Here is a 25,131-nt window from a genome sequence, read left to right as displayed (position 1 = left end):
GTTCGCTCCTATTTCCTGTTTACGTTGAAGAACCGCCTGCATATGGCGCGGTAGTCGCTGCAGTCGCTTGCGGCGCATGTCTGGTACGTCTGCGCCTCGTCCGTTATCCCGAAGTCGCAGGCGGCGATTCTCTCCGCGTATTCGTCCGCCATATCGATGAACCGCTCTATCGTCGCGCCGAAATCGTCCGGCGTTTTTTTGCTGTCGTTTCCGAAAACGAATGTCGCCTTCGCGTCCTTGATGTTGTAGAACGCCGCCGCGGTGACTTTCTCCGCCGTCCCGTTCCCCTGGTTTTCGAGGATTGTCTTGTACATCGGAATCTGCGGGTCGGGAACGGAGTCTGGACCGTCCGCGTAAAGGTTCTTCGCGGGGATGGAGCCGGCGGTCGATTTGTAGTCGATGAGCGTGAAGTCCCCGCTCGTTTTGTCGAAAAGAAGGCAGTCGATTTTTCCGCTGAGGAAATAGTTTTTTCCCTCGGGCATGTAATCGTATGTCTGCTCCGTCTCCGCAATGAAAAGCCCTTCGAATTCCTTCGAGAATTCCGTGACCGTTTTCACCATCTGCTCCGTTATCGCCGCCCTGTCCGTCAGAAGAAGCATTTTCGGGATGTGGTTCGCCCGGAACGTCTTGAGCGTCTCGTCGATGCTGTCCATCAGCAGCGCAAGCCGCGTCTGGTCGAGCGCGCCGTTTTCCGTGCGGAGCGGGATTCCCTTTACGCCGTTCTCCGTTTTGTTTTTGAGCTTCTGGCAGAACGTGTCGAGAATCTGGTGGTAGACGTTTCCCATGGTGAACCGCTCGATGAGGAGTGCTTCGTTGTCGGGGGCTTCCAGGTTCAGTATCGCCCTGTAGAGCCAGAGGCGCGGGCATTTGAAGAACAGCTTGAGCGCCGACTGCGAGACTTTTATCCGTTTTCGCTCGTCGTCCCACAGTTTTGCCATGACGGCCGCGCGGATTTTTTCCTTGGACGCGCCGCCGTCGATTTTTTCCGCGGCATTTTTCCATGTGCTGAAGCCGCGCCCCATCTCTCCGAACAGAAATGCGGGGTATGACGGCTTTCCGATTCCCGCGCTTTTCCGCCTGTACAGGACGAAATCCCGTTCGTCAGTCTGCAGGAGCGCGTCCTTTTCCTCGCCGTAGATGTCGTAGCCCATCTCCGGGATGATTCCCTTCGACGGTTCGGGGATGAGGTTTTCCGGCTCGAGCATCCCGTGCAGAAATGCGTATCCGCCGAACGTCTTTGCCGACGCCGAGAACGAGCTTTCCGCCTTCTCCGACATCCCGTAAATCCGCAGAAAATCCTCCGTCGGGTCTATGTCCTCGATGCCGAGCCTGCTGCGCTTCATTTCGTTGAGGAACGACATCCGCTTGTAGAGCGACGACACCGACACAGAGTCCTGGCTCGCGTCGATGACAATCTGCGCGTCGAACGGGGATGCGACAGCCGCCCGGTACGCGAAAACCTGCACGCCGCTCGTCTCCGATTTCATTACGTAGGGCGTCTCTGAGAGGTGCGACGTGAAGAACTGGAACGGGTTCGGGACGGGGCAGTCGGGAAAGGCCTGCTCAAGCTCGCCGAGCGTGCCGAGCTCCTTTATGCAGCGGCTGATGATTCTGTCGCTTTTTCCGTCGCATTTGTTCATGTCGAAGAAATAGCTCTTGAACCGGAAGTACGATTTGTTTATCTCCGCGAACGAATCCGCCGTGACAAGCCCCTGCGGAATTTCCTGCCCGATTCCGGCGAAGAATTCGCGCGCCGATTTCTCGTCTTTCCGGAACGCCTTGAGCGCCGCCTCGGAGAATTCCCGTCCGTCCGCGTTTTTTCCTATCGGAACGCCCTTTTCCGCGAGGAACGACTCGATTTCCGTGCGGTGCGCGCTGAACGAATTCGCGTATATTTCCTCGAACGTTCCGCGCCCGACTTTTCCCTGAAGCATGAACCGGAGCGTCTCGTAAAGGCGCCGCAGCTCCTTCTCGTCGAGCTTCGCGTATTTCTCGTTGTGCGACGCGAATTCCTCCGCGCCGATTCCTTCCGGAAGGGGATGGTGGCATCCGTCGAAGAATTCGACGACTTTCTTCCATTTTTCCTCGTCGCCTGAAACGATGCCGAACGCGCGTGTGAAATCCTCCCGCCCGATGGCCTCCCCGTCGGGGACGTCGGCTCCGAGCCCGTTGTACAATTCCGAAAGCTTCCGCGCGCGCCACAGCCAGCCCTCGAACGATTCCTCCCAGACGTCCACGTGCTTTCCGCCGTACCTGTACGAGCAGATGCAGCTTTTGTCCTTGCCGAATTCGACGAGCCGCTCGTTGAGTTTCTGGTCCTTCCACGGGAGCGCGTTGTTCATGAGAAGGTTCCGCACCGATTCGAGCGAGAAATCGTTCTGGACGCATTCCTGCGCCTGCACGAAGAAGCTGCCCGCCGCCGTCTCCGAAAGGTTCCGCCCCGTCCTCATCGAAAACGGCACGGAGTAGAGGGAAAGCTCCCGCTCGATGTACGGCGCGAACGTCTCCAAGTCGGGCACGCTCAGCGCGATTCTTGCCCACGGGATTCCGTCCTTGTCGTGCAGGTTCCGTATCAGCAGCGCCGTCTCCCGAAGCTCCACGCGCGAGTTCTCGTAGAATTTCGCGCGGATTTTTTCCGTTTTCTCAATCGATTTCGTGCTGACGAGGTGGATTTTTGGCGACGATTCGAGGATTCCCTTGTACTCGGAATAATCCATGAGGACTTCCGGGTAGATTATGAAATACTCGTGCCCGTCGTCCTCGAACGGCGGCGTTTCCCATGCCGGGTCGAACAGCCCGTGCGCGTCGAGGAATTCCTTGTACCTGCCGTATATGTTCGAAAAATCCCGGTCTTCCTCGTCCCATTCCGATTCGTCGGGCGACATTTCCTTCCACGCCCGCAGCGAAGGCAGCAGCTTCGCCACCCATTTCGTGAATCCGGACGCGTCGGACGCGAAGTCCGGCTGTATTATCGAGGCGAGGAACGGATTCTGCGCGTTCTGCTGAATCAGGTTCGCCGCGAAAACCTGCCTCATGAGGGACGGTATGGACGTCTTGTCCTGGTTGCGGCTTTTTATCGACCTGCCCTTGAAGTCGTCCCATGCCGCGAACTGCTCCATCGCGACGGAGCGGTGCTGCTCGTCTTCCGTTATCTTTTCCGCCCACATGTCCGCGGCTGTCTGTGTCGGGAACACGAAGACGGACGAGGGATTCGATATGTTCTCGCGTATCGCTTTTTCTATCGGGGATATGATTTTGCTCATGATTAAAAAATATAGGTTCGTTTTGATGAACCGGCAAAAAAAAACGGCGGTAAAACAAACCGCCGTCGTGCCGTCATTTCTCAATGACAGTCAGAATTATTTGCTCAGGAGAGCCTTGAACGGGTTGTACGTCTCGCCGGAGTTGTCGCTCTTGTGTGCGGAGAAGTAGTCGTTCGCGCTCGTGTCCTGAGCGACGCTTGTCGCCGGGCGGAGTGAAATCCTGTGCTCAGCCTCGTCAACTTTGTCGACAACGACGTCGAAGTCGTCGCCGATGTTGAACTTCTTGCTGAGGTTCGTTCCCTGCTTGAGGCCGAGCGTCGAGATGTGGACGAGGCCGTCGAGTCCCGGCTCAAGGTTGATGAAAAGACCGAACGTTGCGGTGCGGGCGATTTTCGCGGTGAGCTTTGTTCCTGCGGGGTATTTCTCCGCGACGCCTTCCCACGGGTCTTTCTCGAGTTCCTTCATGCTGACGGAGACGCGCGGCTTCTTTCCTTCCTCGAATTCAGCCTTGATGATTTTCGCCTCGATTTCCTGTCCCTCGCTGAGGACGTCCGCGACGTCGTTCACGCGCTGGTGGGAGATTTCGCTGACGGGGAGGAGCGCCTGAAAGCCCGTTCCCGCGATTTCGACGAACGCGCCGTAGTTCTTGAGCGACTTGACGACAGCCTTGACCGTAGTTCCGACCGTCGCGATTTCGGCGAGCTTCTCGTTCGCCTCTGCCTCGAGGACCTTCCTGTTCGAGACGACGATGTTCTTTCCGCCGTTCTTGAATTCGGTGATGACGAATTCAAGCGTGCGGCCGATGTACTCGGCAGGCTCCGCCTTCGTCATGAATCCCATCATCGAGTACGGGCAGAACGCGCGCATTCCGGAAACTTCGACCTCGTAGCCGCCCTTTATCTCGCCCTTTACCTTTCCCTCGACCTTCATTCCCGCGTTGAACGCGTTCTCGAGCATGTCGCGCGCCGCATCGCCCGCAGCGTCAGCGTCGCCCTTCGAGGTGCCGAGCTTCGTGGTGAAGCGGAGCTCGTCGCGGCGCTTCTGTGACGGCATGTAGAAAGCCTTTACCGTGTCGCCCTCTTTTACCGAGACCGCGCCGTCTTTATCTGTGAATTCCGCCTTGTCGATGAAACCTTCGCTTTTTGCGCCGACGTCGATGAATACGGTGTCGTCGGTTATCTGGACTACTGTTCCCTCAACTGATTCCCCTATCTGAAATGACTTCAATGCAGCTGAGAAGTCCAAGTTTTCCATGTTCTCCATGTTTTGCTCCTAAAAAAAGTTCTTATAGATTCGATAGGATAGCTTTTTTTTGGGAATTGATAAAGGGGCGGAAATGCTGCCGGAAGCGCACCGTGGGGAACGCATTTTCAGCCGAAAACGCCCGTTATGAGGTTGTGCGCCACGGAGCCTGCCGGCGGGATTGCGGGAAGGTCGTCTTTCCTGAACCAACGCGCCGCCTTGATTTCGCTTTCCTGCACGCGGATTTCCCCCGACTCGTATTCCGCGCGGAACGCAAGCATCAGCTGGTCGGGGAACGGCCACGCCTGGCTCGCGACGTACCTGAGGTTCTTCACGCGGATTCCCGTCTCCTCGAAAATCTCGCGGTGGACGGCATCCTCGATTGTCTCGCCGAGCTCCACGAATCCGGCGAGCGTCGTCCACACGTCCGTGTTGCGCTGCGCGTGCTTCGCGAGGAGGTATTCGTCCCCGCGGCTCACGAGGACGATAATCGCAGGCTCAATCTGCGGGAAGAACTGCCTTCCGCATTTTCCGCACGTTCTCGCGGTGAATTTGTCGTCGTCGTGCAAATTCCCGCCGCATACGGAGCAGAATCGCTTGCTCGCCTTGAAATTCAAAAGCCCCTTCGCCCGTGCGGCAAGCGCGCCGAGCTCTTCGTCTCCCGATTCGTGGCAGCGGTGGAAGAATTCCCTGAGCGGGATGTCCTCGCATCCCTTGGGGTTCGGGGCGCCGCCCTCAAGCTCAAGGGCCGACATCGACATCTCCGGCTCGGAAAGCCAGTCCGATGCCGCGTCGAGCTGCAGGCACAGCCCGAGCGTCGGGGCGTCGGGAAGCTTTCCGTCCTTGAGCAGTATCGATTTGTCGCGGAATATGAAATTTCTCGTGTTCTCGTTGTTCAAAAGAGTTGATGTGATAGACATAAGACCATTTTACAACTGAAAATTGAATTTTTGCTGAAAAAAAAGCCGGCGCTCGCGCAATTTTCACGATAAGTCGATTTCGGTAGAATGGGGGCGTCCCTTCCGGTCTCGGCGGGATTTTTTTGGAGGTTTCACATGAAGGTTGCGATTTTCTTCGGTTCCAAGTCGGATACCGAGCAGATGAAGAAGGCCGCGGATGTTCTGCGCGAATTCGGCGTGGATTTCAAAGCATACGTTATTTCGGCGCACAGGGCGGGCGCTCTTCTCGCGCGCACGGTTCGGCAGGTTGAGTCCGACGGCTGCGAGGTAATCATCGCGGGCGCGGGTCTTGCGGCGGCTCTTCCGGGCGTAATCGCTTCCGAAACAGTTCTTCCCGTAATCGGAGTCCCGCTCGAATGCGTCTCCCCGGGAAAAAGCAACGGCCTTGCGGGAATGGACTCGCTCCTTTCGATTGTCCAGATGCCGCCGCAGATTCCCGTCGCCACGGTCGGAATCAACAGCGCCAAGAACGCGGCGTATCTTGCGGTCGAAATCCTCGCGGTGAAATATCCGGAGCTTCGCGCCAAGCTTGCCGATTTCAGGAAGAAGCTTGCCGACGACGTCGAGAAGAACGGCGGTCTCGGAATCGAGCTGTAGGTTCCTGGGGTTTTAGGGGATTTTTCTATGGAAGACAACAGTTGGTTTTGCGCGGAGGAGGACAAGCTTCGCGACGAGTGCGGCGTTTTCGGCGTTTTTCTTAACGCCGTGAAGAAGGACGATGCCGCCGATATGAACGCCGCCCAGAAAGTGTACTACGGGCTTTATTCGCTGCAGCACAGGGGGCAGGACAGCGCCGGAATCGCCGTTTCCGACGGAAGCGAGGTGAACGTCCACAAGTCGCTCGGCTCCGTCGCGGAGGCGTTCGACACCGCATCGCTCGGGCGCCTGCGCGGAAGGATTGCGCTCGGGCACGTCAGGTACGCGACCGCGGGAAGCTGCTCGATAGAGAACGCGCAGCCGATGGTCCAGTCGTCGAAATTCGGGACGATTTCCGTGGCGCACAACGGCCAGCTCGTCAATTATGAGCAGCTCAGGGAGCTTCTTGACGACTCTGGATGTACGTTCAACTCGACGAGCGACACCGAGGTCATCGTCAAGCTCATCGCGCGCTCGTACAAAAAAGGGCTTGAGCGCGCGCTGACGGATACGATTCAGATGATAAAGGGGAGCTTCGCGCTCTGCGTCATGACGGAGAACGCGTTGATTGCGGCGCGAGACCCCAACGGAATCCGCCCGCTCTGCCTCGGAAAGCTCGACAACGGATGGATAGTCGCGTCGGAGACGTGCGCCATCGATGCCGTCAACGGCTCGTTCGTCCGCGACATACGCCCGGGCGAGATTGTCATCATAAACGACGACGGCGTCCTTTCGTTCGAATTCGGTGAGCGGACGAGCAAGCGCACGTGCATATTCGAGTACGTCTACTTCGCGCGCCCCGATTCGGTCATCGACGGGATTGCCGTCCAGGAGGCGAGGTACGCGATGGGGGCGGCGCTTGCCCGGGAGAGCGGGGTTCCCGCCGATGTCGTCGTGGGCGTCCCCGACAGCGGGATTGGCGCCGCGCTCGGATATTCGAAGGAGTCGGGCGTTCCGTTTGCGACGGGAATCGTCAAGAACAAGTACATCGGGCGCACGTTCATCGCTCCGACGCAGAAGGAACGCGAGAACATGGTTTTCGTCAAGCTGAACGCCGTTCCCTGCGACGTCCGCGGAAAGCGCGTGATTGTCATAGACGATTCGATTGTCCGAGGAACGACATCGCGGAGGCTCGTGCAGATTCTCAGGAGGGCGGGCGCGAAGGAGGTCCACTTCAGGATTTCTTCCCCGCCGGTGAAATTCCCGTGCTACTTCGGGATAAACACGCCGACGCGCGGCGAGCTTATTTCCTCGGCGCACAACGCCGACGATATCTGCGCGATGATTGGCGCGGACAGCCTCGCGTTTTTGAGCCCCGACGGGCTGCTTGAGGCGTGCCGCTCCGTCTGCCCCGAGTCGTTCGGCTTCTGCACGGGATGCTTTTCGGGTGAATACCCGATTTCGGTTCCGGGCGAGGTGAACAAGGCGTAATCCATGCGCGCGAAGTTCCTGTTTGCGGCGCTTCGATGGGTGCCGGCTTTCGCTATCGTCTGCGTCAGCTGGCATCTTTCGTCGCTTCCGAGAATCGAGATGATGCCTTCGTTCTGGAACGCGGACAAGCTCGTCCATACCGTGTGCTTCGCGGGGCTTGCGTTCTGGGCGGCGTTCGGTGCGAAAGCGCATGCGCTCCGCTCTTCGTGGATTCCCGCGCTCTTCGTCTCCGCGTACGGCATAATCGACGAGGTCCACCAGTCGTTTACTCCGGGGCGCTCCAGCTCCGTTCCCGACTGGTGCGCGGACACGCTCGGAGGAATAATCGGAAGCCTCGCTTTCGTCGCGGCATTGTCCGTTTTGTCGGCCATCCGCTCCGGCAGCGCAAAGTCCGGAAAAAGTGGCGGATAATGCAATCGGGCGCGGTCGCTCCGACAAAACCCGAGCCGGGAACTAGCAATAGATAAAGCAATCGATTAAGATGAACATCTGTCATCTGCGGTCCTGCGGAGACATTCATTATGGAGAAAATCATGGCACAGAATTCAAAGACGATGGACTACAAGGATTCGGGCGTTGATGTCGAGGAAGGATACAACGCTGTTAACGAATACAAGAACCATGCGAAGCGTACGGCTATCCCCGGGCTTCTTACGGAGCTCGGAAGCTTCAACGGCATGTTCGAGATTCCGGCTGGGCTCAAGCATCCTGTTGCGGTCAGCGGAACGGACGGCGTCGGCACGAAGCTCGACATCGCGTTCCAGATGGGGAGGTACGACACCGTCGGAATAGACTGCGTCGCGATGAGCGTGAACGATATACTCTGCTCCGGCGTCAGGACGTCGTTCTTCCTCGATTACGTCGCATGCGGGAAGCTTGACGCGAAAGTGGCGGGCGAGCTCGTGAAGGGCGTTGCCGACGGCTGCGTCGATGCGGGATGCGCGCTTCTCGGCGGCGAGACTGCGGAGATGCCGGGATTCTACGATGTCGGAAAGTACGACCTCGCGGGGTTCGGCGTCGGTTTCGGCGAGAAGGATTCTATGATTACGGGAAAGGACATCCGCGAGGGTGACGTCCTCATCGGTCTTTCCTCCACAGGGTGCCACTCGAACGGATACTCGCTCGTCAGGAAGCTCGTCACGGATTTCAATGAGGATTTCGGCGGGCGCAAGATTGGCGACGTGCTCCTCACCCCGACGCGCATCTACGTGCGTCCCGTGATGGACGTTCTCGAGTCGTTCGGAAGCGCCGTCCACGGAATGGTGCACATCACGGGCGGCGGATTCTACGAGAATGTTCCGAGAATGTATCCCAAGGGAACGCAGCTCGTCTCCCGCATAAAGAAGGATTCGTGGGAGAAGCCCGCGATTTTCGCCGAGCTTGAGCGGCGCGGTGCCGATGCCGAGGGAATGTGGGGAACGTTCAACATGGGAATCGGGCTTGTCCTTGCCGTCAGCGCGGACAAGGCGGACGAGATTGTCGCGCACATCAACGCGAATGCCGGAAAATGGGCGACGGACGTGCACAAGCGGCTCGGAATTCCCGACCTCAAGGCATACCGCATCGGCGGCGTCGAGAAGAGCGCGAAAGTGCTCGGAGGCGAGCTGAAAGGTTCGCATGACGCGACTATTCTTGAATAGGACATCTTTTTGGGATTTTTTGTGGAGGCGCATCGCTTTTTCGGCGTGTGCCTCCTGTCTTTTTTATGGAATGACATTCGGGAAAAAACAATGAATATTTCAGTTTTCGTTTCCGGCGGCGGAACAAACCTTCAGGCACTTATCGATTACGAGCGCTCCGTTCCGTCATGCCCCTATAAAATCGTCTCCGTCGTCGCCGACACAAAAAGCGCGTTTGCCCTTGAACGCGCGCGGAATGCCGGCATCCCCACGGATATATGCTCGCCGTTTTCCGTGATGGGCGCGGAGCGCGCGAAGTCCGCCACGAAGGATGAGAAGCGCGTCGCCGTTTCCGATGCGGCGATGGAGGCGGCGAAGGCCCGGGGCGCGGACGCAATCGTGCTTGCCGGCTGGCTGACGGTTCTTTCGGGGCGGATAATCGACGAATTTTCAGGGCGCATCGTGAACCTCCATCCGGCGCTCCTTCCGAAATTCGGCGGCGTCGGCATGTGGGGCCACCACGTCCACGAGGCTGTCCTTGCGGCGGGGGAGAAGGAATCGGGCTGCACCGTCCACCTCGTCGATGCGGGATGCGACACGGGGCGGATTCTCGTCCAGAAGAAGGTTCCCGTTGTCGAGGGCGACACGCCCGATTCCCTGTATGCGCGCATCGCGCCGTTCGAGCACGAGGCGATGGTTGAGGGCGTCTGCGCTTTGGCAGGAATCCTCGGGAAGTGATGCGGGATTTTGCCGAAAACCGTTGCCTGTGAATGAGAAACGCCCGGAATTTTTCCGGGCGTTTTTTTTTGACGGCGTGCGAATGAATGCCTAGTTTTTGAGTATGAACGTCCGGGCTGTGGGTTTCGCCGTGATGACGACGCGCCTGTTTGCGGCCCTTCCTTCCGCGGTGTCGTTCGTGGCGACGGGTTCCGTTCCGCCGTGTCCCTTGTACGTGAAGATTTTCCTCGGAAGCCCGTTCCCGACGAGCGTGTCGACAATCGCCTTCGCGCGCTCCTCCGAAAGCTTCTGCTGTCCCGTCGGCTTGTTCACGTCCGCGGTGTGCCCCTCGACGAGAATCGTGTAGTTCCCCGTCTTTATGAGCTTCTTGAGCGATTCGGCAATGCTCGCGAGTTTCGGAAGCTCGCTGTCGAGCAGCCGCGCGCTGTCCGCCACGAACTGGAGGTTCGACAGGACGGTGAGTCCTTCCCAGCCGTCGATTACGTCGTCGTCCTCGTCGTTGTTTTTCAGAATGCGCTTTATCTCGCGGAGGGCGGTGTAGTAGCTTTCCGTCTTCACGGGCGCGCTCACCGAGTGCACGAGGTTCTCCTTGTCGAGGAGAATGACGATTTTCCCTTCGCGGAGGAGCTTGAGGTTTTCCGGCACGGTCAGGATTTTGAGCGCGTCGTTCCTCGAGATGACGGGGTCTGTCCTCTGCTCGCCGTAGACTTTCCTCGCGCGGATGTGCATCGGGTCGAGCCCGATTCTGTCCTGGTATTTCGACTCGTCGTCCTCCCAGTCGTAATGAATCATGCCGATTGCCTTCTCGATTTGCGGGTCGCCCATGTTGCGCTCGTAGATGAGGTTCATGTTCTCGTCCCAAATCTCGGGGAAGAAGCAGGGGTATGTGCTGTCCTTGACGAATTCGCCGTGGACGGGAAGCGTTCCCCGCGCGTCGATTACGATTCCTGTGTAGATGCGCGACGACGTCTGCTCTATCGGCTTCGCGTTCTTGTACGGTACGTGGTGCTTTATCATCAGCGCCTCGATGTCGAGGAGGTTTACCGAATGCGTCGTCTTGAGCGTCAGCGTCCCGTTCGCGAAAACGCCCGGGGTCTTGTCGCCGTCGTCGATTATCTGCGTCAGCTGCTCGAGCGTCACGGTGTCCTCCATGACGAGGTCGCCGAGCTGCTGCCTGTTGTTGACGTAAAGCGAGAGGAGCGGGTCTTTTATGAGGACGGGAAGCTCGGTGTTTATGGTGTTCGTCGCCGATTTTTTTCCGGACGGCATCGCGATTCCCGCTTTTTCCGTGTCGAGGCTGACGTTCGATATGAATTTTGCCTTCGACCAGTCTATCGAGCTTTCCGACGTGATTGTGTTCTTCTTTCCGGCGCTGAGAATTTCCGCGCCCTCCTGTGCGTTCCACGTGCTCTGCGCCCCGAGCGGGAAGGCGAAGCCGATGACGAGGGCCGAAGCCAGAAGGGCGTTCAATGTTGCGAATTTTTTCAAAATAAAAACCTCGGTAAAAGATAAGGCCCCGTTCCGATTGGGGAACCTCTTTTGAATTTCGGCATTATTTGAGCGGAATGTAGAGGACTTTCCCCAACTTGAGGATTGTCTTCTGCGAGATTCCGTTCAGGTCGCAGATGTCGTCGACCTTGCATCCGTACGTGCGCGAAAGCCCCCAGAGCGTGTCGCCCGAGATGATTTTGTGCTCCACGTAGAAAGACGAGGCTCCGCCCGATTCCTTCTGCAGCTTCTCGACGGCCTTCTTCGCGATTTCCGCGGTGCCGAGCGGAACCCTGAGCGGGAAGCCCTGCATGGGCGGCGTCACGTTCCGGACGAGCGATGGGTTCAGCCGTTTGAGCGTCTTGACGCCGATGTTCATCTCCGACGCTATTTTCATGAGGCTGACCGGCCGCCCCGTCTTCACGAAGTCGTATTGGGCTATTTCGGCGTCGTCCTCAAGGACGGGAAGGTCGAGCCCGTACTTTTCCGGGTTCTCGGAAAGCTCCGCAATCGCGATGAGCTTTGGAACGTAATGCACCGTCTGCTTCTTGAGGTAGCCCTGCTCGGCGAGAATCCAGAACGATTTGTCCGGGTTTTCCCTCGTCGTCTTGAGCATCGCCCCCGCCCCGCAGTTGTATGCCGCGAGCGCGAGCGCCCAGTCGCCGAAGACGTCGTAGTTCTCCTTGAGCTTCCTTATTGCCGCGTCCGTGCTCTTCCACGGGTCGAGCCGCTCGTCAATCCAGTCGTTTTTCTTGAGGTACGGCTTTATCGAATTCTCCATGAACTGCCACATTCCCTTCGCGCCGCTTTTCGATGTCGCGGCAATCGTGTACTCGCTTTCGACTACGGGAAGGTATTCGAGCGCGCGCGGAAGCCCCGCCTCCGCAAGCTTTTTCCTGACGAAAATGCGGTATTCCTCACCGTTCCTGAGGATTGCCCTGAGCGTACGGCTTCCTTTCTCCGAGGTGTAGATTGCCATGTATTTTCTGACCATCGACTGCGCGTAGTCCGTCTGCTCCACGTCAAGCCCCGCGACGTGCGTGATGTCGTCCTTCTTCGCGGGGATTTCCTCTGCGACGACCTCAATCTGCACGTCGATTGTGCCGTCGGCGACAGCCTCTGCCTGAATCGGTTCTTCCGCGGCCGTTTTTTCGCCCGGCTCCGTGTTCTTCTCCGCCTCGATTATCTCGGATTCAATCTGCGCCTCGAGCTTTTCGAGGTTCGCGCCCGCATCAATCTCCTGCGTCGTCCCCGCATCTGCCGCCGCGCTGTCTGCGTTCTTCGCTGCCGCCGGAAATGCGGATATGGCGACGGCGAGAACCGCCGCAATCTTCATTGTCGCGTTCATCGTAAAAAGGTTCCTTCCATTTTTTTTATATGCTGATTCGGCGTGCGGGAAGCGTCGCTTTATTTCCGTTCCCGTTCCGCCTGCTTCTGCCGTTTTCCTACATTTTTTCGCCGAGGTAGATTCCCGCCCATTCCCATCTTCCGTGGATTTCCGGGTCTACGGGGAAATTCACCTTGCGGAAATACAGGTACCAGACGTTGACGTACGTGCTCCAGCCCGTCGTCCTCAGGTATGCCTCGTTCGGGTTCGTCGTGTCGTCAAGCTCCGCGTTGTAGCGGATTCTGTTCCCGCGCATGAAATTCCGCATCGAGAATTCCTCGCGCGCGTTGGCGTCGGACTCGCTCGTCTTCCAGCTCATCGTGAAGAAGTTGACCTTCGAGCGGTACGAGTCGAGCGATTTCCAGTCGTAGTTCGAGATTGCGTTCTTCACCGCGCGCTCGAGCGCGCCGAGGCTTTCGAACGTCCAGTTTTTCGGGGAGCGCGAGAAATCGACCATCTTCCGCGCGTTTGCGTGCGCGTCCGGGATTCCGGGAATCTGGATTGTCGAGGCGTCGGGCTGCTCGAGGAAGAGCGAGTACGCCTTGAGCGCCTGGTTCCATTCGCCCTCGTTCTCGTATTCGAGCGCGAGCCTGACGTACATCTCCGTGATGCTGACGTTGTTCGGGAAGTTGTTTATGAGCGTGTTGAAATAGTTGATTCTGTTCGCGGTGTTCTTGCTTATCTTTATGAGGTTCTGCAGGCACGCGAAATGTATCGACTGCCCGTTGACCATCAAGTCGGGGTAGTTCCGCAGAATCCGCTCGAAGTAGTATTCCGCGACCGGCCCCGAGTCCTCCCGCTTGTAGTATTCGAGCGCGACCATGAAAAGCCAGTACGCGTTGTAGGTGTCCCCGGGATTCTTCTCCACCCAATCGGTAAGGAACAGGACCATATCGTCCGGGTTGTCCGCGTGCAGCGTCGTCGCTATTTTGTTCATCGCGGCGTACCTCGACTGCTCCGAGAGCGTGCCGCCGTCGAGGAGCGCGAGCAGTTTGTCGATTTCGCTTCCGTCGCCGGCGCCCGCATTCCCGCACGACGGGAGGGCGATTGCGATTGCGGCCGCGAATAGTGCGCATGATAGTTTTTTCAGCATGGTTTTTCCACCGTATCACAAATCGCGATGTTTTGCACTGAAAATGCTTCCGCTTCCGGAAAAACTGCTGCCATAAAAAACGGCTCTGTCTGAAAAAAAGGTTTGTTTTGTCATGACTTGATTCGGAATGACGCCGGGAATCATGTGTCCTACGAAAATCCGGACATGGCAAAAAAAACGCATGGCCGGAAAAGGTCATGCGCTTCTTTCTCCTAGAATTTTATCTGGTACGCTAGCCCAATCTGCAGCCCGCGGAACGTCACGAGCCCCTTGTCCTTGTACTCAAGCTCGTTCATGCCGAGGTTGTAGCGGATGTCGGCGACAATCGAATTCGTGAAGTCGATTTTGAACGTCGACGCGAGGCCGAAGACAAGGCTGAAGAAAATCGATGTGTCGGGCGACATCTCGGTTTTCTCGTCGTCAATCTTGTATGTGGCGTCCCCGACGATGAACCCGATTTGCGGGCCTGCGAACGGCGTGAGCGTCGCGAACCTAGAGGCCTCGAAATCGTACGCGACGAGGAGCGGGATGTTTATCGTGTTGAACGCGAAGCTTCCGTCCGTGCTTCCCCCGTGCCAGTCGAAGTCGAGCCCTGTCTTGTTGTGCGTGAACCCGATTTCCGGCTGGATTGCGAGCCCGCTTTCGCCGATGGGCACGTGTATGTATGCCGCGCCGCCTCCGCTGATTTCGCTGGAAGTCTTTATTTTGCTGATTGTGCTGTCCTTCATGTCGTCGGAGACGGAGCTTCCCGCGCTGAGCTGCATTATGCCGCGCACTCCTGCCCAGACCTCCGCGCCCGCCGCAGCCGTCGTAATCGAGAGCGCCGCAAGCAAAGTAACTATTTTCCTAATCATCTGAAATCCTCCTTAAGCGATTTTTTTTTCTGATAGTACCCTCTTGAAAGTTATCTTGTCAAATGGGCGCACGCATTGTTCAACGCGCGTTTATCGTTTGTTTCTTGGAGCGTGCGCGCGCAGCACGTGCGTGGCACGTGTGCGTCTTGGTGGATGTGGGGAGGGAAGTTTTTGTTTTGAGAGCGTTTGGAGAAATGTGTGATGTGAGGATTTTTTTTGGGGGGGACGCATTGTTCAGCGCGCGTTTGTCGTTTGTTTCTTGGAGCGTGCGCGCGCGGCACGTGCGGGGGTGTATTGTTTTAGGGGTGGTTCTGATGTATTCTGAACGGCATGAAGAAGCTGCCGTCATCAATACTGAACCTTCTGCTTGCGATAGGCGTTGTGTTTATCCTTGTGGGTATTTTTTTCGCATTTCAGTTTGTCGGCGGCGATGATGTCGAGCTGCGGTTCCTGTCCGCTGCGATTCCTGTCGCGGGGGCGGCGCTCGTTTATGTCGCGCTTGCGTTCAGGCATAACGCGTTTGTTTTTTTCTCGGGGATATATCTTTTTCTTGTCGGGGTTCTGTGGCTTGTCGTGTCGGCGTTTCCCGGCGGGATTTCGGTCATCCGGCTTTGGCCGGCGGGGCTTGTGCTGTGCGCCGTAAGCCTTTTTTTGACGAGCCTCTTCCGGTACAGGCGTCTCCGGTGCGTGTACGCTTTTCCGGGGGCGTTCCTGTTCGCGTTCGGGGGCGTCTGCCTCCTGTTCTCGTTCGATGTCGTGAAAATTCCGTTCGTCAATTTCATGTCGAAATGGTGGCCCCTGATGCTCATCGTGTTCGGGGGAATCCTTGTCTCCATTTTCCTTTACCAGCAGACTCCGGGAAACAAATTCCCGTACGATGGCGGCGAGGCTGATTCCGAGCAAGATGGAGCATGTTCCTGATGGAGCGGTGGCGTGCCTTCCGGAAAGTCGCCGCCGCGATAATGTTTTTCTCGATAATACAGGCTCCGTTATCCGCAAAGAAGAAGAATGAGAAGAGCGCGCCGAAGGTCGTGACGCTGGCGCTCCCCGAACGGAAAAACGTCTCGTTTTTCGGCTCGATTGACAGCCGCGTGATGTCCCTCGTCGAATACGGCTCTCCCGAATCGCTCAGGGAGGCGTATTCCCTCATACGGCGGAACAACAGCGCGTATTCCGATGCCGAGCGCGTCCTCATCTACATAATCGAGGCGTTTTTCGAGCTCTGCTGGCAGCGCGAGCGGATTCCTGGGTTCGCGTCCGTGAATGTGGACGACCTCAAGGCGAATCCGTACGTCGGCCCCGTCATGTTCGCGTATGACGGCGTCTACGACACGAGCGCGGGCGTCTCCGACTTCTTCTCGTTCATCCTCCCGTCGCTCGTCCTCGCCGGCTCGTCGTCGCGCGACGATTACTACGCCGATGCCGAGTCCGCGCTTTCCGCCGCGCTTGAAAAATCTCCCGGTTCCGTAATCGCGAACTACCTTTACGGCGTTCTCTGCCGCCGCACCGGGCGCGATGAGGATGCCGTCGCGTTTTTCAGGAAGGCGGAGAAGGCGGGGACGTTCGAGGTTTCGTTCGCGCTCGCGTCGAGCCTGTACGGGCTTGGGCGGTACGATGAGGCGTGGAAGATATCGTCGGCGCTTGTCTCGTCGGAGCCGTACGACAGGAACGTCCTCAAGCTGTGCGCCGAGAATTCGTTCGCGCTGGGGAACCTCGACGACGCGGAGGAATTCGTCGCGAAAGTCCTCCAGCAGGAGCCTGACAACGCGTCGTACATGCTTTTCCGTGCGAGGATTCTGATGGAGAAGGGCGACAACATCCGCGCGGCTTCGATTCTCGACGTATATGCGCGCACCGATTCGAAATCCCGCGACTACCTTCTCCTTCGCTCGAAAATACAGAAGGACTGGAACCGCAACGTGAGGGCGGCGACGACGACGATTGAGACTGCGCTCGCGCTGTATCCCGACGACCCCGAGGTGATGCTCGCGGCTGCCCGCCTCGCGTCAGATACGGGAGGGCGTGTGCTCGGGCTTTCCGCGGGCGACCTTGCCGCGATGATTCTGTCCATGCGGCCGGACGACCCCGACGCGCGGAGAATCCAGGTCGGGGATTTCGTGCAGCGGCGGATGTGGAGCGATGCCTATCCGTTGAGCGCTGCCATCGTCTCGGGCGAAAAATGCGGGAAGGCCGATGTCTTCGCCCATATAAAAATCTGCCTCGCGCTGGGAAAATCAGACGAGGCGTGGAATCTTGTCACGGAAATATACGGGGAGAATCCGTCCGACGAGGATAATATCCAGTCCTACCTTACCGTCCTCGTCGCGATGTCAAAGCGCGCGGAGGCGACCGAGCTCATCGGGAAACTGCTTGCTTCAGGCTCTCCCAAGATGAAAAGCTTCGCCTATTATCAGAAAAGCTTCATCGACAAGGCGGAGGACCAGATTCTCAACGACCTGCGGCTCAGCCTCACCTCGAACCCGCGCAACAAGGACTCGCTTTTCAAGCTTTACCAGATTTATTACCGGAAGAAGGAATTCAGGAAGGCGCAGTATTACCTCAAGCAGGTCGTCGCGCTCTCCCCGACCGACGAGGAGCTGCTTTCTCTGAACGCGTCGTTGGACTTACTTCTCAAAGGCGATTCAAAATGATATTCTCTCAAATCACTTTAAATACACAAGGAAGGATAAAATGTCTTTTATACCGTTGTTGCAAGATGCCAGTGCTGCTGGAGCACAGGGCAGCCAGAGCATGCTTTTCAGCGTGCTCCCGTTCGTTCTCATCATCGTCATCTTCTATTTCTTCATGATTCGTCCGCAGAACAAGAAGCAGAAGGAAGCCGAGAAGATGCGCAATTCCATCCAGAAGGGCGACAAGATTGTCACTATCGGCGGCGTCCACGGAACGGTTGCTTCGGTGAAGGAGCGCACGTTCATCCTCAAGGTCGAGGACGGCTCTCGCATCGAGTTCGACCGCTCCGCAATTTCCGCCGTCGTGTCCGACAGGAACGCGGCTTCTAAGAAGGAAGTCAAGCTTGAGAAGGAAGAGCAGGACGAGCCGAAGGAAACTGCCGAAAGCGCTGAGGGCGCGGAATCCTCTTCTGATTCAGAAGGAAAATAGGCTTGCTTGGCAACTTCGTTGCCGAACAAGCCGACGAGTCCGAGATTGCCGGGAACGCGCGGTTTCGGATGTCGCATTTCAAAACGGCCTGCCCGAAGCTGCGCGTTTTCCGGGCGGGTTTAATGAATTCGGAAATTGTAAAAAGGTGGTTTAAGCGAAAATGAAAAAACGAACCCGTTTCATTCTTGTTCTTGCGGTGCTTGCCGCGTGCTTCTGGTTCCTGTGGCCTTCAATCAGCTGGTATGTCCGCACACCGAAGGACCAGCAGAGCCTGGCTCTCGGCTCCCTTGAGAAAATCAAGGACTACACGACGCTCAAGGCGAAAGAGGAGGTCGATGCGCTTATTTCTCTTGCGAAGGAGAATCCCGACTCGGTCCTCGACGATTCTTACGGTTATTTGGTAAAGGCGGCAAAGAAGAACTATAAGGAAGCCGCCAAGGTGTACAAGTCTGCGGGACAGGAGGCTCCTGCAGTTCCGTCCGTGATGACTGTCAGCGCGGTTCTCAACTCGTTCTCGATGAGCTACGACCCGAGCGGCGCCATACAGTCCGTCATCGAGGGAAAATACCGCGACGAGATACTCAAGGCGAAAAAAAGGTACAACAGCTCGGTCAAGCTCGGCCTCGACTTGAGCGGCGGTATGAACATCATCGTCCGCGCGGACCTCGACGCGGCGCTCAAGGCGCAGAATCCTGACGAGGTGACCGACGAGGCTCAGTTCAAGAAGGACGCGATGGCGCAGGCTATCGAGACTTTGACGGGGCGCATCGACAAATTCGGCCTCACATCTCCCGTCATCAGGCAGCAGGGCGAGGACCGCATCTACATCGAGATTCCTGGCGCTGCCGACAGCGAGAGCGTCAACACGATAATCATGGGAAAGGGAATCCTCAATTTCCGCCTCGTCGACGAGGATGCCACGGCCGCTTTCAACTCGTATTATGCGGCAAACGCGGCGAATGCGTTCACGGCAGACGGAAAGCTCCGCGACCCGTCCGTCATTCCGGAGGATTGCGAGGTCATGGGCCTCTACCAGAAGGATGATTACGGCCTCGACGAGAGAATCGCATATCTCGCAGTGAAGAAAGCCGTCGCGCTCGACGGAAAGCACGTTACGAAAGCGCTCGTCACCGCCGACCAGACGACGAACCAGCCCGAAGTCAACTTCGTCCTCGATTCTGAGGGCGCGGATATTTTCGCGACTTTCACGGCTGCGAATGTCGGCAAGCGGCTCGCAATTGTCAGCGACGACAAGATAAAGTCCGCGGCGACAATCCGCCAGGCAATAAACGGCGGCTCCGTCTCGCTTTCTGGCGGGTTCAGCGTCGAGGAGGCGCAGAACATCCAGAAGATTCTCCAGACGGCATGGCTTGAGGTTCCGCTTGAGGTCGAAAGCCAGCAGGTTGTCGGGGCGTCTTTGGGAGACCAGGCAATCCATCAGGGAATGATGGCGCTCGCCGTCGGCCTTCTCCTCGTCCTCGGCTTTATGCTCATGTTCTATCTCGGCGCGGGCGTGAACGCTGTCGTCGCGCAGATTCTCAACATGTACATCATGTTCTCCGTCCTCAGCGCGTTCAACCTTACGCTTACGCTCTCGTCAATCGCGGGTATGATTCTTACCGTCGGTATGTCGGTCGATGCGAACGTAATCATCTTCGAGCGCATCAAGGAAGAGCTCCGCGCGGGAAAGAGCAGGGCGGCGGCAATCGTCTCTGGTTTTGACAATGCGTTCTGGGCAATCATGGACTCGAACATCACGACGTTCATCGCGGCGGCATTCCTTACGCAGCTCGGAACCGGCTCCATCCAGGGGTTCGCGGTCTCCCTCTCCATCGGCGTCTGCTCGTCCGTGTTCACGGCGCTCATCGTTTCTCGCCTCATGTTCGACTTCCAGACTGACGTCGTCGGCAAGAAGAACATGAGCATCAGTTGGAGGGTGAAGTAATGGCTTCCAGAAAAATAATAAAGTTCAGCAAATACTTTTCGGCTGCCGTCGTGCTCAGCGCTGTTCTGATTGTTGCCGGCATTGTCTCTGTCATCGTCCGCGGCGTGAATTTCGGCCTCGATTTCAAGCCCGGTCTTATCGAGGAAATAAAGATAGCTGACAACGTTCTCGACGTCAGCTACGGCGGAAGCGCGACCGTTAAGCTTGAGGTGAATTCGGACGACGTGCAGGTCGTCGTGAGCGGAATCGGCGCGGACAACAAGACGGTCGTCATTCCGTATGCGGAAGTGTCCGACGTGTCTTCCCTCGCGTCGCGGCTTTCGGCTGTAGAGGGCGTTACGGCGAGCGTCGTCAGGAATGTTCCCCTTTCGGAGAACGCGCTTTTTGTGAGCTCCGTCGTGTCGTCTTCTCTCGGAACGACGCCCCTCAAAGTGTTCACGCAGGGGAATGCGGGCGCCGTTTCCGCGGATGAGGTGAGGAACGCGCTCAGGACGTTCGACGATGTCGACGTCAAAGCTGTCGGGACGGATGCCGACAGAAGTTTCCAGGTCCGCATGGGCGCGAGCGGCGAGACCGGAGGAAAGGCGCTCCAGTCAGCTACGACAGACGCGCTCTACAATGCGTTCGGCGCTGACAAGGTTGTCGTTGTGAAGTCCGATTTCATCGGCGCGCAGTTCAGCCGCTCGCTCATATCCGGCTCCGTCGTGCTCGTGCTTGCGACGCTCGTGCTTATCTTCATCTATGCGACAATCCGCTTCAAGTGGGATTTTGCGCTTGCTTCTGTCATCGCAATCATCCATGACGCGCTCATAATGATTTCGTTCATTTCATGGAGCCAGATGGAATTCAGCACGACGACGCTCGCGGCAATCCTTACGATAATCGGATATTCGATAAACGCGACGGTAGTCATCCTCGACCGCGTGAGAAGCGATATCCGCGTCGTCGAGGCCGATTCGTTCGTCGATGTCCTCAACTCCGCCCTCAGCGCGACTCTCGGCCGCTCGGTAATCACGACGGTGACGACGCTTTTCGCCGTCCTCGCGCTGTTCTTCTTCACGACGGGAACGATACACGACTTCGCGCTTTCGCTTACGGTCGGTCTCATAAGCGGATGCTACTCGTCGATTTTCATCGCGGGCGCGTTCATTTCGTTCACGCGCAGGAATTTCCGGTTCGCGAAGCCGGCGAAGATGCCTGTCGACATCTCTCACGTGGCGAAATTCGAGCCGCAGTCTTGATTTTCTGACTGTTCGTTACGGCAGGAAGTGAATGGCTTTCATTTCCTGCCTTTTTTTTGCTTTTGCTTGAGTGGCGCCCGTTTTTTGAATCCGCCTTCCGGGCAGTCCGCCGGGAGTTTTTGTTTCTTTTTTAAGGAGAAGTTTGATGAAGGTAGTTCGTGCCGACATACTCGGGTTCTGTTCTGGTGTGCGCCGTGCCGTGAATTCGGCGTCGGACGCGCTTGATTCCTCCTCGGGGGGGACCGTCTACACGTTCGGGCCGCTGATACACAATCCCATTGTCCTCGATGCATTTGCGCGGCGGGGGCTCCGCGTCCTTTCCGCTGGCGGAATCGGTTCCGTGCGCGCGGAGGATACCGTAATCATCCGCGCGCACGGCGTTCCCCCGGAAATCGTGGGAAAACTTTCCGGAACGGGGTGCCGCATCGTGAACGCGACATGCCCGCTCGTGATGCAGAGCCAGAGGCGGGCGGCGGATTACGCGTCGCGCGGTTTCACGGTCGTCTTTGCAGGCGACGCGAACCACGGCGAGGTTGTCGGAATCGAAGGGTGCGCCGTCGAGTCGTATGCGAAAAACGGCTTCGCGCCCGATTTCCTTCTCGTCCGCGACGTTTCCGACGTCGATTCGCTTGCCGCGCAGGGGAAAATCGTCCCCTCGAAAAAGACGGTTCTTTTGAGCCAGACGACTTTTGGAATCACGATGTTCGGGAAAATCAGCGCGCGTCTTTCGGAAATCGTCCCTGACGCGGAAATCGTCAGCTCAATCTGTCCCGCGACGCATGAAAGGCAGTCGGCGCTTGAGCGGCTCTGCTCCGTCGCTGACGGAATCCTCGTCGTCGGCGGCAGAAGCAGCGCGAACACGAACAGGCTGCTCGCCGTCGCCGCGGAACGGTGCGCCCATGCCGCGCTGATTGAGTCGAAGGCGGAGATTCCAGCGGAATTCTTTTCGCTCGGATGCGTCGGGCTGACGGCTGGCGCGAGCACGCCCGACGACGTTATCGATGAGGTCGAGGAGTGCCTCGTGTCGCGCTCCGTTTTGCAGGCGTGAGCGCGTTCGTTCTATACGTTTGTAAAAAACATTTATTGGGAGTATAATCGGAAAACTATGGCAGAAAGATGTTTTACTATGTGCAAGCCGGGAGTTCTTAACAGGCGGCTTGTTGGTCAGGTCATTACGCGTCTTGAGAACAAGGGGCTCAAGCTTGTCGCGCTTAAGATGATGCAGATTACCCCCGAGCTTGCCGCGCAGCATTATGCCGAGCACAAAGGCAAGCCGTTCTATGATGAGCTTGTCTCGTACATAACGAGCGCGCCCGTCGTCGCGATGGTCTGGCAGGGGGACGATTGCGTATCGCTCGTCAGGAAAGTTGTCGGAGCTACGAAGCCGAGCGAGGCTCAGCCCGGAACGATACGGGGCGATTTCTGCTCCCATACGAGCCACAACATAATCCATGCTTCGGACAGCGATTCCAGCGCGGAACGTGAGATAGGTCTTTTCTTCAAGCCCTGCGAGATTCTCGACTGGGAGGACAGCGCGTCCTGCTGGTTCTGAACGGAATCCGCGTGTTGCGCATAAAAAACCAATGGAAAAGCATATCGAGGCTAGAATGGAATCAAAGAGTGTAGGTGTAATCGGTGCGGGAGCATGGGGGTCAGGCTTGGCTCAGGCGCTGGCTCGCGGCGGTCACAAGGTTCAGGTCTGGGCAAGGGAGCCGGATGTCGTTGAAGGTATCAACAAGGAGCATGAGAACAAGAGATACCTTCCGGGATATCCGCTTTCGGAGAACATGACTGCGTCGCTCGACATAAAGGAGGTCGCATCAGGGAAAGAATTCCTCATTCTCGCAAGCCCGTCGTTGTACCTTGCCTCTACGGCGCGTCAGATTGCCGACATTCCTTCAATAAAGGAAGGAAAAACCGTCATCGGTGTCCTGACAAAGGGATTTATTGAGTCCTCGACCGGGCCCCGCCTGATTCTTGAGACCCTTGAGGAAGTTCTTCCTCCTTGCTATGCGAAATCGCTCGTTTACATCGCCGGGCCGAGCCATGCCGAGGAAGTCGCCATGGGGAAGATTACCGGTCTGATTGCGGCGAGCGAGAGTCCTAAGAATTCCATAAAATTCAGGGAGCTTCTCCGCGTTCCCGGGCTGATGGCGTACTCGAGTTTGGATGTCATCGGCGTTCAGATTTGCGCTGCCGCGAAGAACGTCATCGCGGTCGTCTACGGCAGCCTTGATGCCGTTTCGGAGCATTCCGACATGTTCGGCGACAACGCGGAGTCGCTTCTGCTCGCCGCCGGTCTGAACGAGATTCAGCAGATTGGGTTCGCTATGGGCGCGACCCATGCGGAGACATTCACTTCTATTGCCGGCGTCGGGGACCTCGACGTTACATGCCGCTCCAAGTACGGGCGGAACAGGCGGTTCGGGCAGGACATCATAAAGACTGACATCCTCGACAAATTCGAGAACCTTGATGACCTCATCAGCAGAATCTCGGAAGTCGGGTATCTTTCCGAGGGTGCCGTCGCGTGCAAATTCGTGCATGAAATAGCGCAGAGCCATGGTCTCAAGCTGACCATATGCGACGGTCTTTACAGAATCCTCAACAAGGAAATAAAACCGATGGATTTCCTTCGGGAACTTTTGACACAGGAAGAGAAAATTTAGCGGAGTTTGAATAATGCTTGAGAAAATAACGAACACTTTCAGCGACATCGTGAGGACTGTCAGCGGAAAGTCCACAATAACTGAGAAAAATATCGAGGAAACCGTCGAGCAGATAAAGATGGCGCTCCTTGAGGCTGACGTAAACCTTCGCGTCGTGCGCAGGTTCGTGAACGCGACAATCGAGGAGGCGAAGGGCGAGAAAGTCCTCCGCGCCGTTGACCCGGGGCAGCAGTTCGTCAAGATAATCTACGACAGAATCGTGAAGATGCTCGGCGACACGAAGGTCGATTTGCAGCTGAAGGAGCCGAATTCGCAGTCTGTCGTCCTCCTTCTCGGCCTTCAGGGTGCGGGAAAAACGACCGCGGCTCATAAGCTCGCCGCCCGCCTTGTCAAAAACGGCCGTCGCCCGCTTCTCGTCGCCTGCGACCTCGTTCGCCCGGCAGCCGTGGAGCAGCTCCGCCAGCTCGGCGAGAAGATAAACGTTCCCGTGTACTTTGAGGACGGCGAGAAAAATGCCGTGAAGGTGGCGCAGGGCGGACTTTCGTTCGCGAAGAAGAACGGATACGACACGGTGATTGTCGATACGGCCGGACGCCTCCAGATTGACGAGGCGATGATGGCTGAGCTCGTCGATGTGAAGAAGGCTGTTGCCCCTGTCGAGACGATTCTCGTCGCGGACGCGATGACCGGCCAGAATGCCGTCGACATCGCGAAAAGCTTTGACGAGCAGCTCGGGCTTACTGGCGTAATCCTCACGAAATTCGATTCCGATGCGAGGGGCGGTGCGGCGCTTTCTCTCAAGACGATAACGAACAAGCCGATTCTTTTTATCGGCACGGGCGAGAAGACCGAGGATTTCGAGCCGTTCCATCCGGAGAGAATCGCAAGCAGGATTCTCGGAATGGGCGACATCGTCTCCCTCGTCGAAAAAGCGCAGGAGACTGTCGACATCGAGGAGGCGCAGCGCCTCGAAAAGAAGATGTCCCGCGGCGAATTCTCCCTCAACGATATGCTCGACCAGTTCGAGCGAGTCGGGAAGATGGGCTCGATTTCCTCCCTCATGGAGATGATTCCGGGACTTTCGGGAAAAATCGACGAGAGCAAGATTGACCTCGGCGCTATGAAACGCCAGAAGGCAATCATCCAGGCGATGACGAAAAAGGAGCGCGCGAACCACCTTATAATCGGGCCTTCCCGCCGGAAAAGAATCGCCCGCGGAAGCGGAACGAGCGTCGCCGAAGTCAACAAGCTCATAAAGCAGTTCGAGAAGACGAAGCTGATGATGAAAAAACTCACGAAAAACAAGGGGCTGAGGAACCAGCTGATGCAGCAGCTTGGGAACTGAAAGCCGCATTGTTTTCGGGACATGTTTTCCCGCGAAGTGGAGCGGCTTTGTGCGCACGTTCGGGAAACGTGCGCCCTTTGTTGACAAGCGCGCGTGGTTTT

21 protein-coding genes are annotated in these 25,131 nt (G+C 57.2%); 14 read left to right on the top strand and 7 right to left on the bottom strand.

Going from position 1 to position 25,131, the window contains the following annotated elements; genetic code table 11:
- Positions 1-8 precede the first annotated feature (8 nt).
- From TRESADRAFT_RS00875 to nudC, 3 genes are all read right to left on the bottom strand, one after another.
- A complete protein-coding gene (locus TRESADRAFT_RS00875) occupies positions 9-3,263 on the bottom strand; it encodes a PD-(D/E)XK nuclease family protein (protein WP_002701936.1) in 3,255 nt (1,084 codons plus the stop codon).
- Positions 3,264-3,359: 96 nt separating this feature from the next.
- Positions 3,360-4,526 carry a 30S ribosomal protein S1 gene (locus tag TRESADRAFT_RS00870; RefSeq protein ID WP_002701935.1) on the bottom strand — a complete coding sequence of 389 codons (1,167 nt, stop codon included), beginning with the start codon at positions 4,524-4,526 and terminating at the stop codon, positions 3,360-3,362.
- 107 nt (positions 4,527-4,633) lie between these two features.
- The gene (gene nudC / locus TRESADRAFT_RS00865; RefSeq protein WP_002701934.1) at positions 4,634-5,425 is read right to left on the bottom strand and encodes an NAD(+) diphosphatase; all 792 of its coding nucleotides are present in this window, start codon (positions 5,423-5,425) and stop codon (positions 4,634-4,636) included.
- Between the two features lie 135 nt (positions 5,426-5,560).
- Between nudC and purE the strand changes: the two genes are divergently transcribed.
- From purE to purN, 5 genes are all read left to right on the top strand, one after another.
- Positions 5,561-6,061 carry a 5-(carboxyamino)imidazole ribonucleotide mutase gene (gene purE, locus TRESADRAFT_RS00860; protein WP_002701933.1) on the top strand — a complete coding sequence of 167 codons (501 nt, stop codon included), beginning with the start codon at positions 5,561-5,563 and terminating at the stop codon, positions 6,059-6,061.
- Between the two features lie 27 nt (positions 6,062-6,088).
- Complete coding sequence (gene purF, locus TRESADRAFT_RS00855) at positions 6,089-7,531, top strand: amidophosphoribosyltransferase (protein WP_002701930.1); 1,443 nt, start codon at positions 6,089-6,091, stop codon at positions 7,529-7,531.
- 3 nt (positions 7,532-7,534) lie between these two features.
- Positions 7,535-7,942: a VanZ family protein gene (locus tag TRESADRAFT_RS00850; protein ID WP_002701928.1), complete on the top strand. Its 408-nt coding sequence runs from the start codon at positions 7,535-7,537 to the stop codon at positions 7,940-7,942.
- A gap of 122 nt (positions 7,943-8,064) precedes the next feature.
- Positions 8,065-9,171, top strand: a complete 1,107-nt coding sequence (gene purM, locus TRESADRAFT_RS00845; protein WP_141607034.1) for a phosphoribosylformylglycinamidine cyclo-ligase — start codon at positions 8,065-8,067, stop codon at positions 9,169-9,171.
- Positions 9,172-9,261: 90 nt separating this feature from the next.
- Complete coding sequence (purN, locus tag TRESADRAFT_RS00840) at positions 9,262-9,888, top strand: phosphoribosylglycinamide formyltransferase (RefSeq protein ID WP_040841940.1); 627 nt, start codon at positions 9,262-9,264, stop codon at positions 9,886-9,888.
- Positions 9,889-9,978: 90 nt separating this feature from the next.
- Here the strand turns inward: purN and TRESADRAFT_RS00835 are convergent, their stop codons facing one another.
- From TRESADRAFT_RS00835 to TRESADRAFT_RS00820, 4 genes are all read right to left on the bottom strand, one after another.
- The gene (locus tag TRESADRAFT_RS00835) at positions 9,979-11,376 is read right to left on the bottom strand and encodes an OmpA family protein (protein ID WP_002701922.1); all 1,398 of its coding nucleotides are present in this window, start codon (positions 11,374-11,376) and stop codon (positions 9,979-9,981) included.
- Between the two features lie 64 nt (positions 11,377-11,440).
- The gene (locus tag TRESADRAFT_RS00830) at positions 11,441-12,724 is read right to left on the bottom strand and encodes a lytic transglycosylase domain-containing protein (protein ID WP_002701919.1); all 1,284 of its coding nucleotides are present in this window, start codon (positions 12,722-12,724) and stop codon (positions 11,441-11,443) included.
- A 97-nt stretch (positions 12,725-12,821) separates the two neighbouring features.
- On the bottom strand, positions 12,822-13,856 hold the full coding sequence (locus tag TRESADRAFT_RS00825; protein ID WP_002701917.1) for a tol-pal system YbgF family protein: 1,035 nt from the start codon (positions 13,854-13,856) through the stop codon (positions 12,822-12,824).
- A gap of 212 nt (positions 13,857-14,068) precedes the next feature.
- The gene (locus TRESADRAFT_RS00820) at positions 14,069-14,710 is read right to left on the bottom strand and encodes an outer membrane beta-barrel protein (RefSeq protein ID WP_002701915.1); all 642 of its coding nucleotides are present in this window, start codon (positions 14,708-14,710) and stop codon (positions 14,069-14,071) included.
- Positions 14,711-15,040: 330 nt separating this feature from the next.
- On the opposite strand from TRESADRAFT_RS00820, the gene TRESADRAFT_RS00815 reads away from it, so the two are divergent.
- From TRESADRAFT_RS00815 to ffh, 9 genes are all read left to right on the top strand, one after another.
- On the top strand, positions 15,041-15,631 hold the full coding sequence (locus TRESADRAFT_RS00815) for a hypothetical protein (protein ID WP_002701914.1): 591 nt from the start codon (positions 15,041-15,043) through the stop codon (positions 15,629-15,631).
- A complete protein-coding gene (locus TRESADRAFT_RS00810) occupies positions 15,631-17,361 on the top strand; it encodes a tetratricopeptide repeat protein (RefSeq protein ID WP_002701913.1) in 1,731 nt (576 codons plus the stop codon). Before TRESADRAFT_RS00815 ends, TRESADRAFT_RS00810 begins: the two co-directional genes overlap by 1 nt.
- 40 nt (positions 17,362-17,401) lie before the next feature.
- The gene (yajC, locus tag TRESADRAFT_RS00805; RefSeq protein ID WP_002701912.1) at positions 17,402-17,830 is read left to right on the top strand and encodes a preprotein translocase subunit YajC; all 429 of its coding nucleotides are present in this window, start codon (positions 17,402-17,404) and stop codon (positions 17,828-17,830) included.
- A gap of 160 nt (positions 17,831-17,990) precedes the next feature.
- Positions 17,991-19,775, top strand: a complete 1,785-nt coding sequence (gene secD / locus TRESADRAFT_RS00800) for a protein translocase subunit SecD (protein ID WP_002701910.1) — start codon at positions 17,991-17,993, stop codon at positions 19,773-19,775.
- A complete protein-coding gene (gene secF / locus TRESADRAFT_RS00795; RefSeq protein ID WP_002701908.1) occupies positions 19,775-21,016 on the top strand; it encodes a protein translocase subunit SecF in 1,242 nt (413 codons plus the stop codon). Before secD ends, secF begins: the two co-directional genes overlap by 1 nt.
- 145 nt (positions 21,017-21,161) lie before the next feature.
- Positions 21,162-22,064: a 4-hydroxy-3-methylbut-2-enyl diphosphate reductase gene (ispH, locus tag TRESADRAFT_RS00790; RefSeq protein WP_002701906.1), complete on the top strand. Its 903-nt coding sequence runs from the start codon at positions 21,162-21,164 to the stop codon at positions 22,062-22,064.
- 57 nt (positions 22,065-22,121) lie between these two features.
- On the top strand, positions 22,122-22,568 hold the full coding sequence (gene ndk, locus TRESADRAFT_RS00785) for a nucleoside-diphosphate kinase (RefSeq protein WP_002701904.1): 447 nt from the start codon (positions 22,122-22,124) through the stop codon (positions 22,566-22,568).
- 55 nt (positions 22,569-22,623) lie between these two features.
- Positions 22,624-23,685: an NAD(P)H-dependent glycerol-3-phosphate dehydrogenase gene (locus TRESADRAFT_RS00780; protein WP_002701902.1), complete on the top strand. Its 1,062-nt coding sequence runs from the start codon at positions 22,624-22,626 to the stop codon at positions 23,683-23,685.
- A 13-nt stretch (positions 23,686-23,698) separates the two neighbouring features.
- The gene (ffh, locus tag TRESADRAFT_RS00775; RefSeq protein ID WP_002701900.1) at positions 23,699-25,030 is read left to right on the top strand and encodes a signal recognition particle protein; all 1,332 of its coding nucleotides are present in this window, start codon (positions 23,699-23,701) and stop codon (positions 25,028-25,030) included.
- The last annotated feature ends 101 nt before the right edge of the window (positions 25,031-25,131 follow it).

The organism is Treponema saccharophilum DSM 2985 (assembly GCF_000255555.1).
GTDB classification, from domain to species: Bacteria; Spirochaetota; Spirochaetia; order Treponematales; family Treponemataceae; genus Treponema_D; species Treponema_D saccharophilum.
Note: the sequence above shows the minus strand (reverse complement) of the source record. Positions and strands in the feature narration are given on the sequence as shown.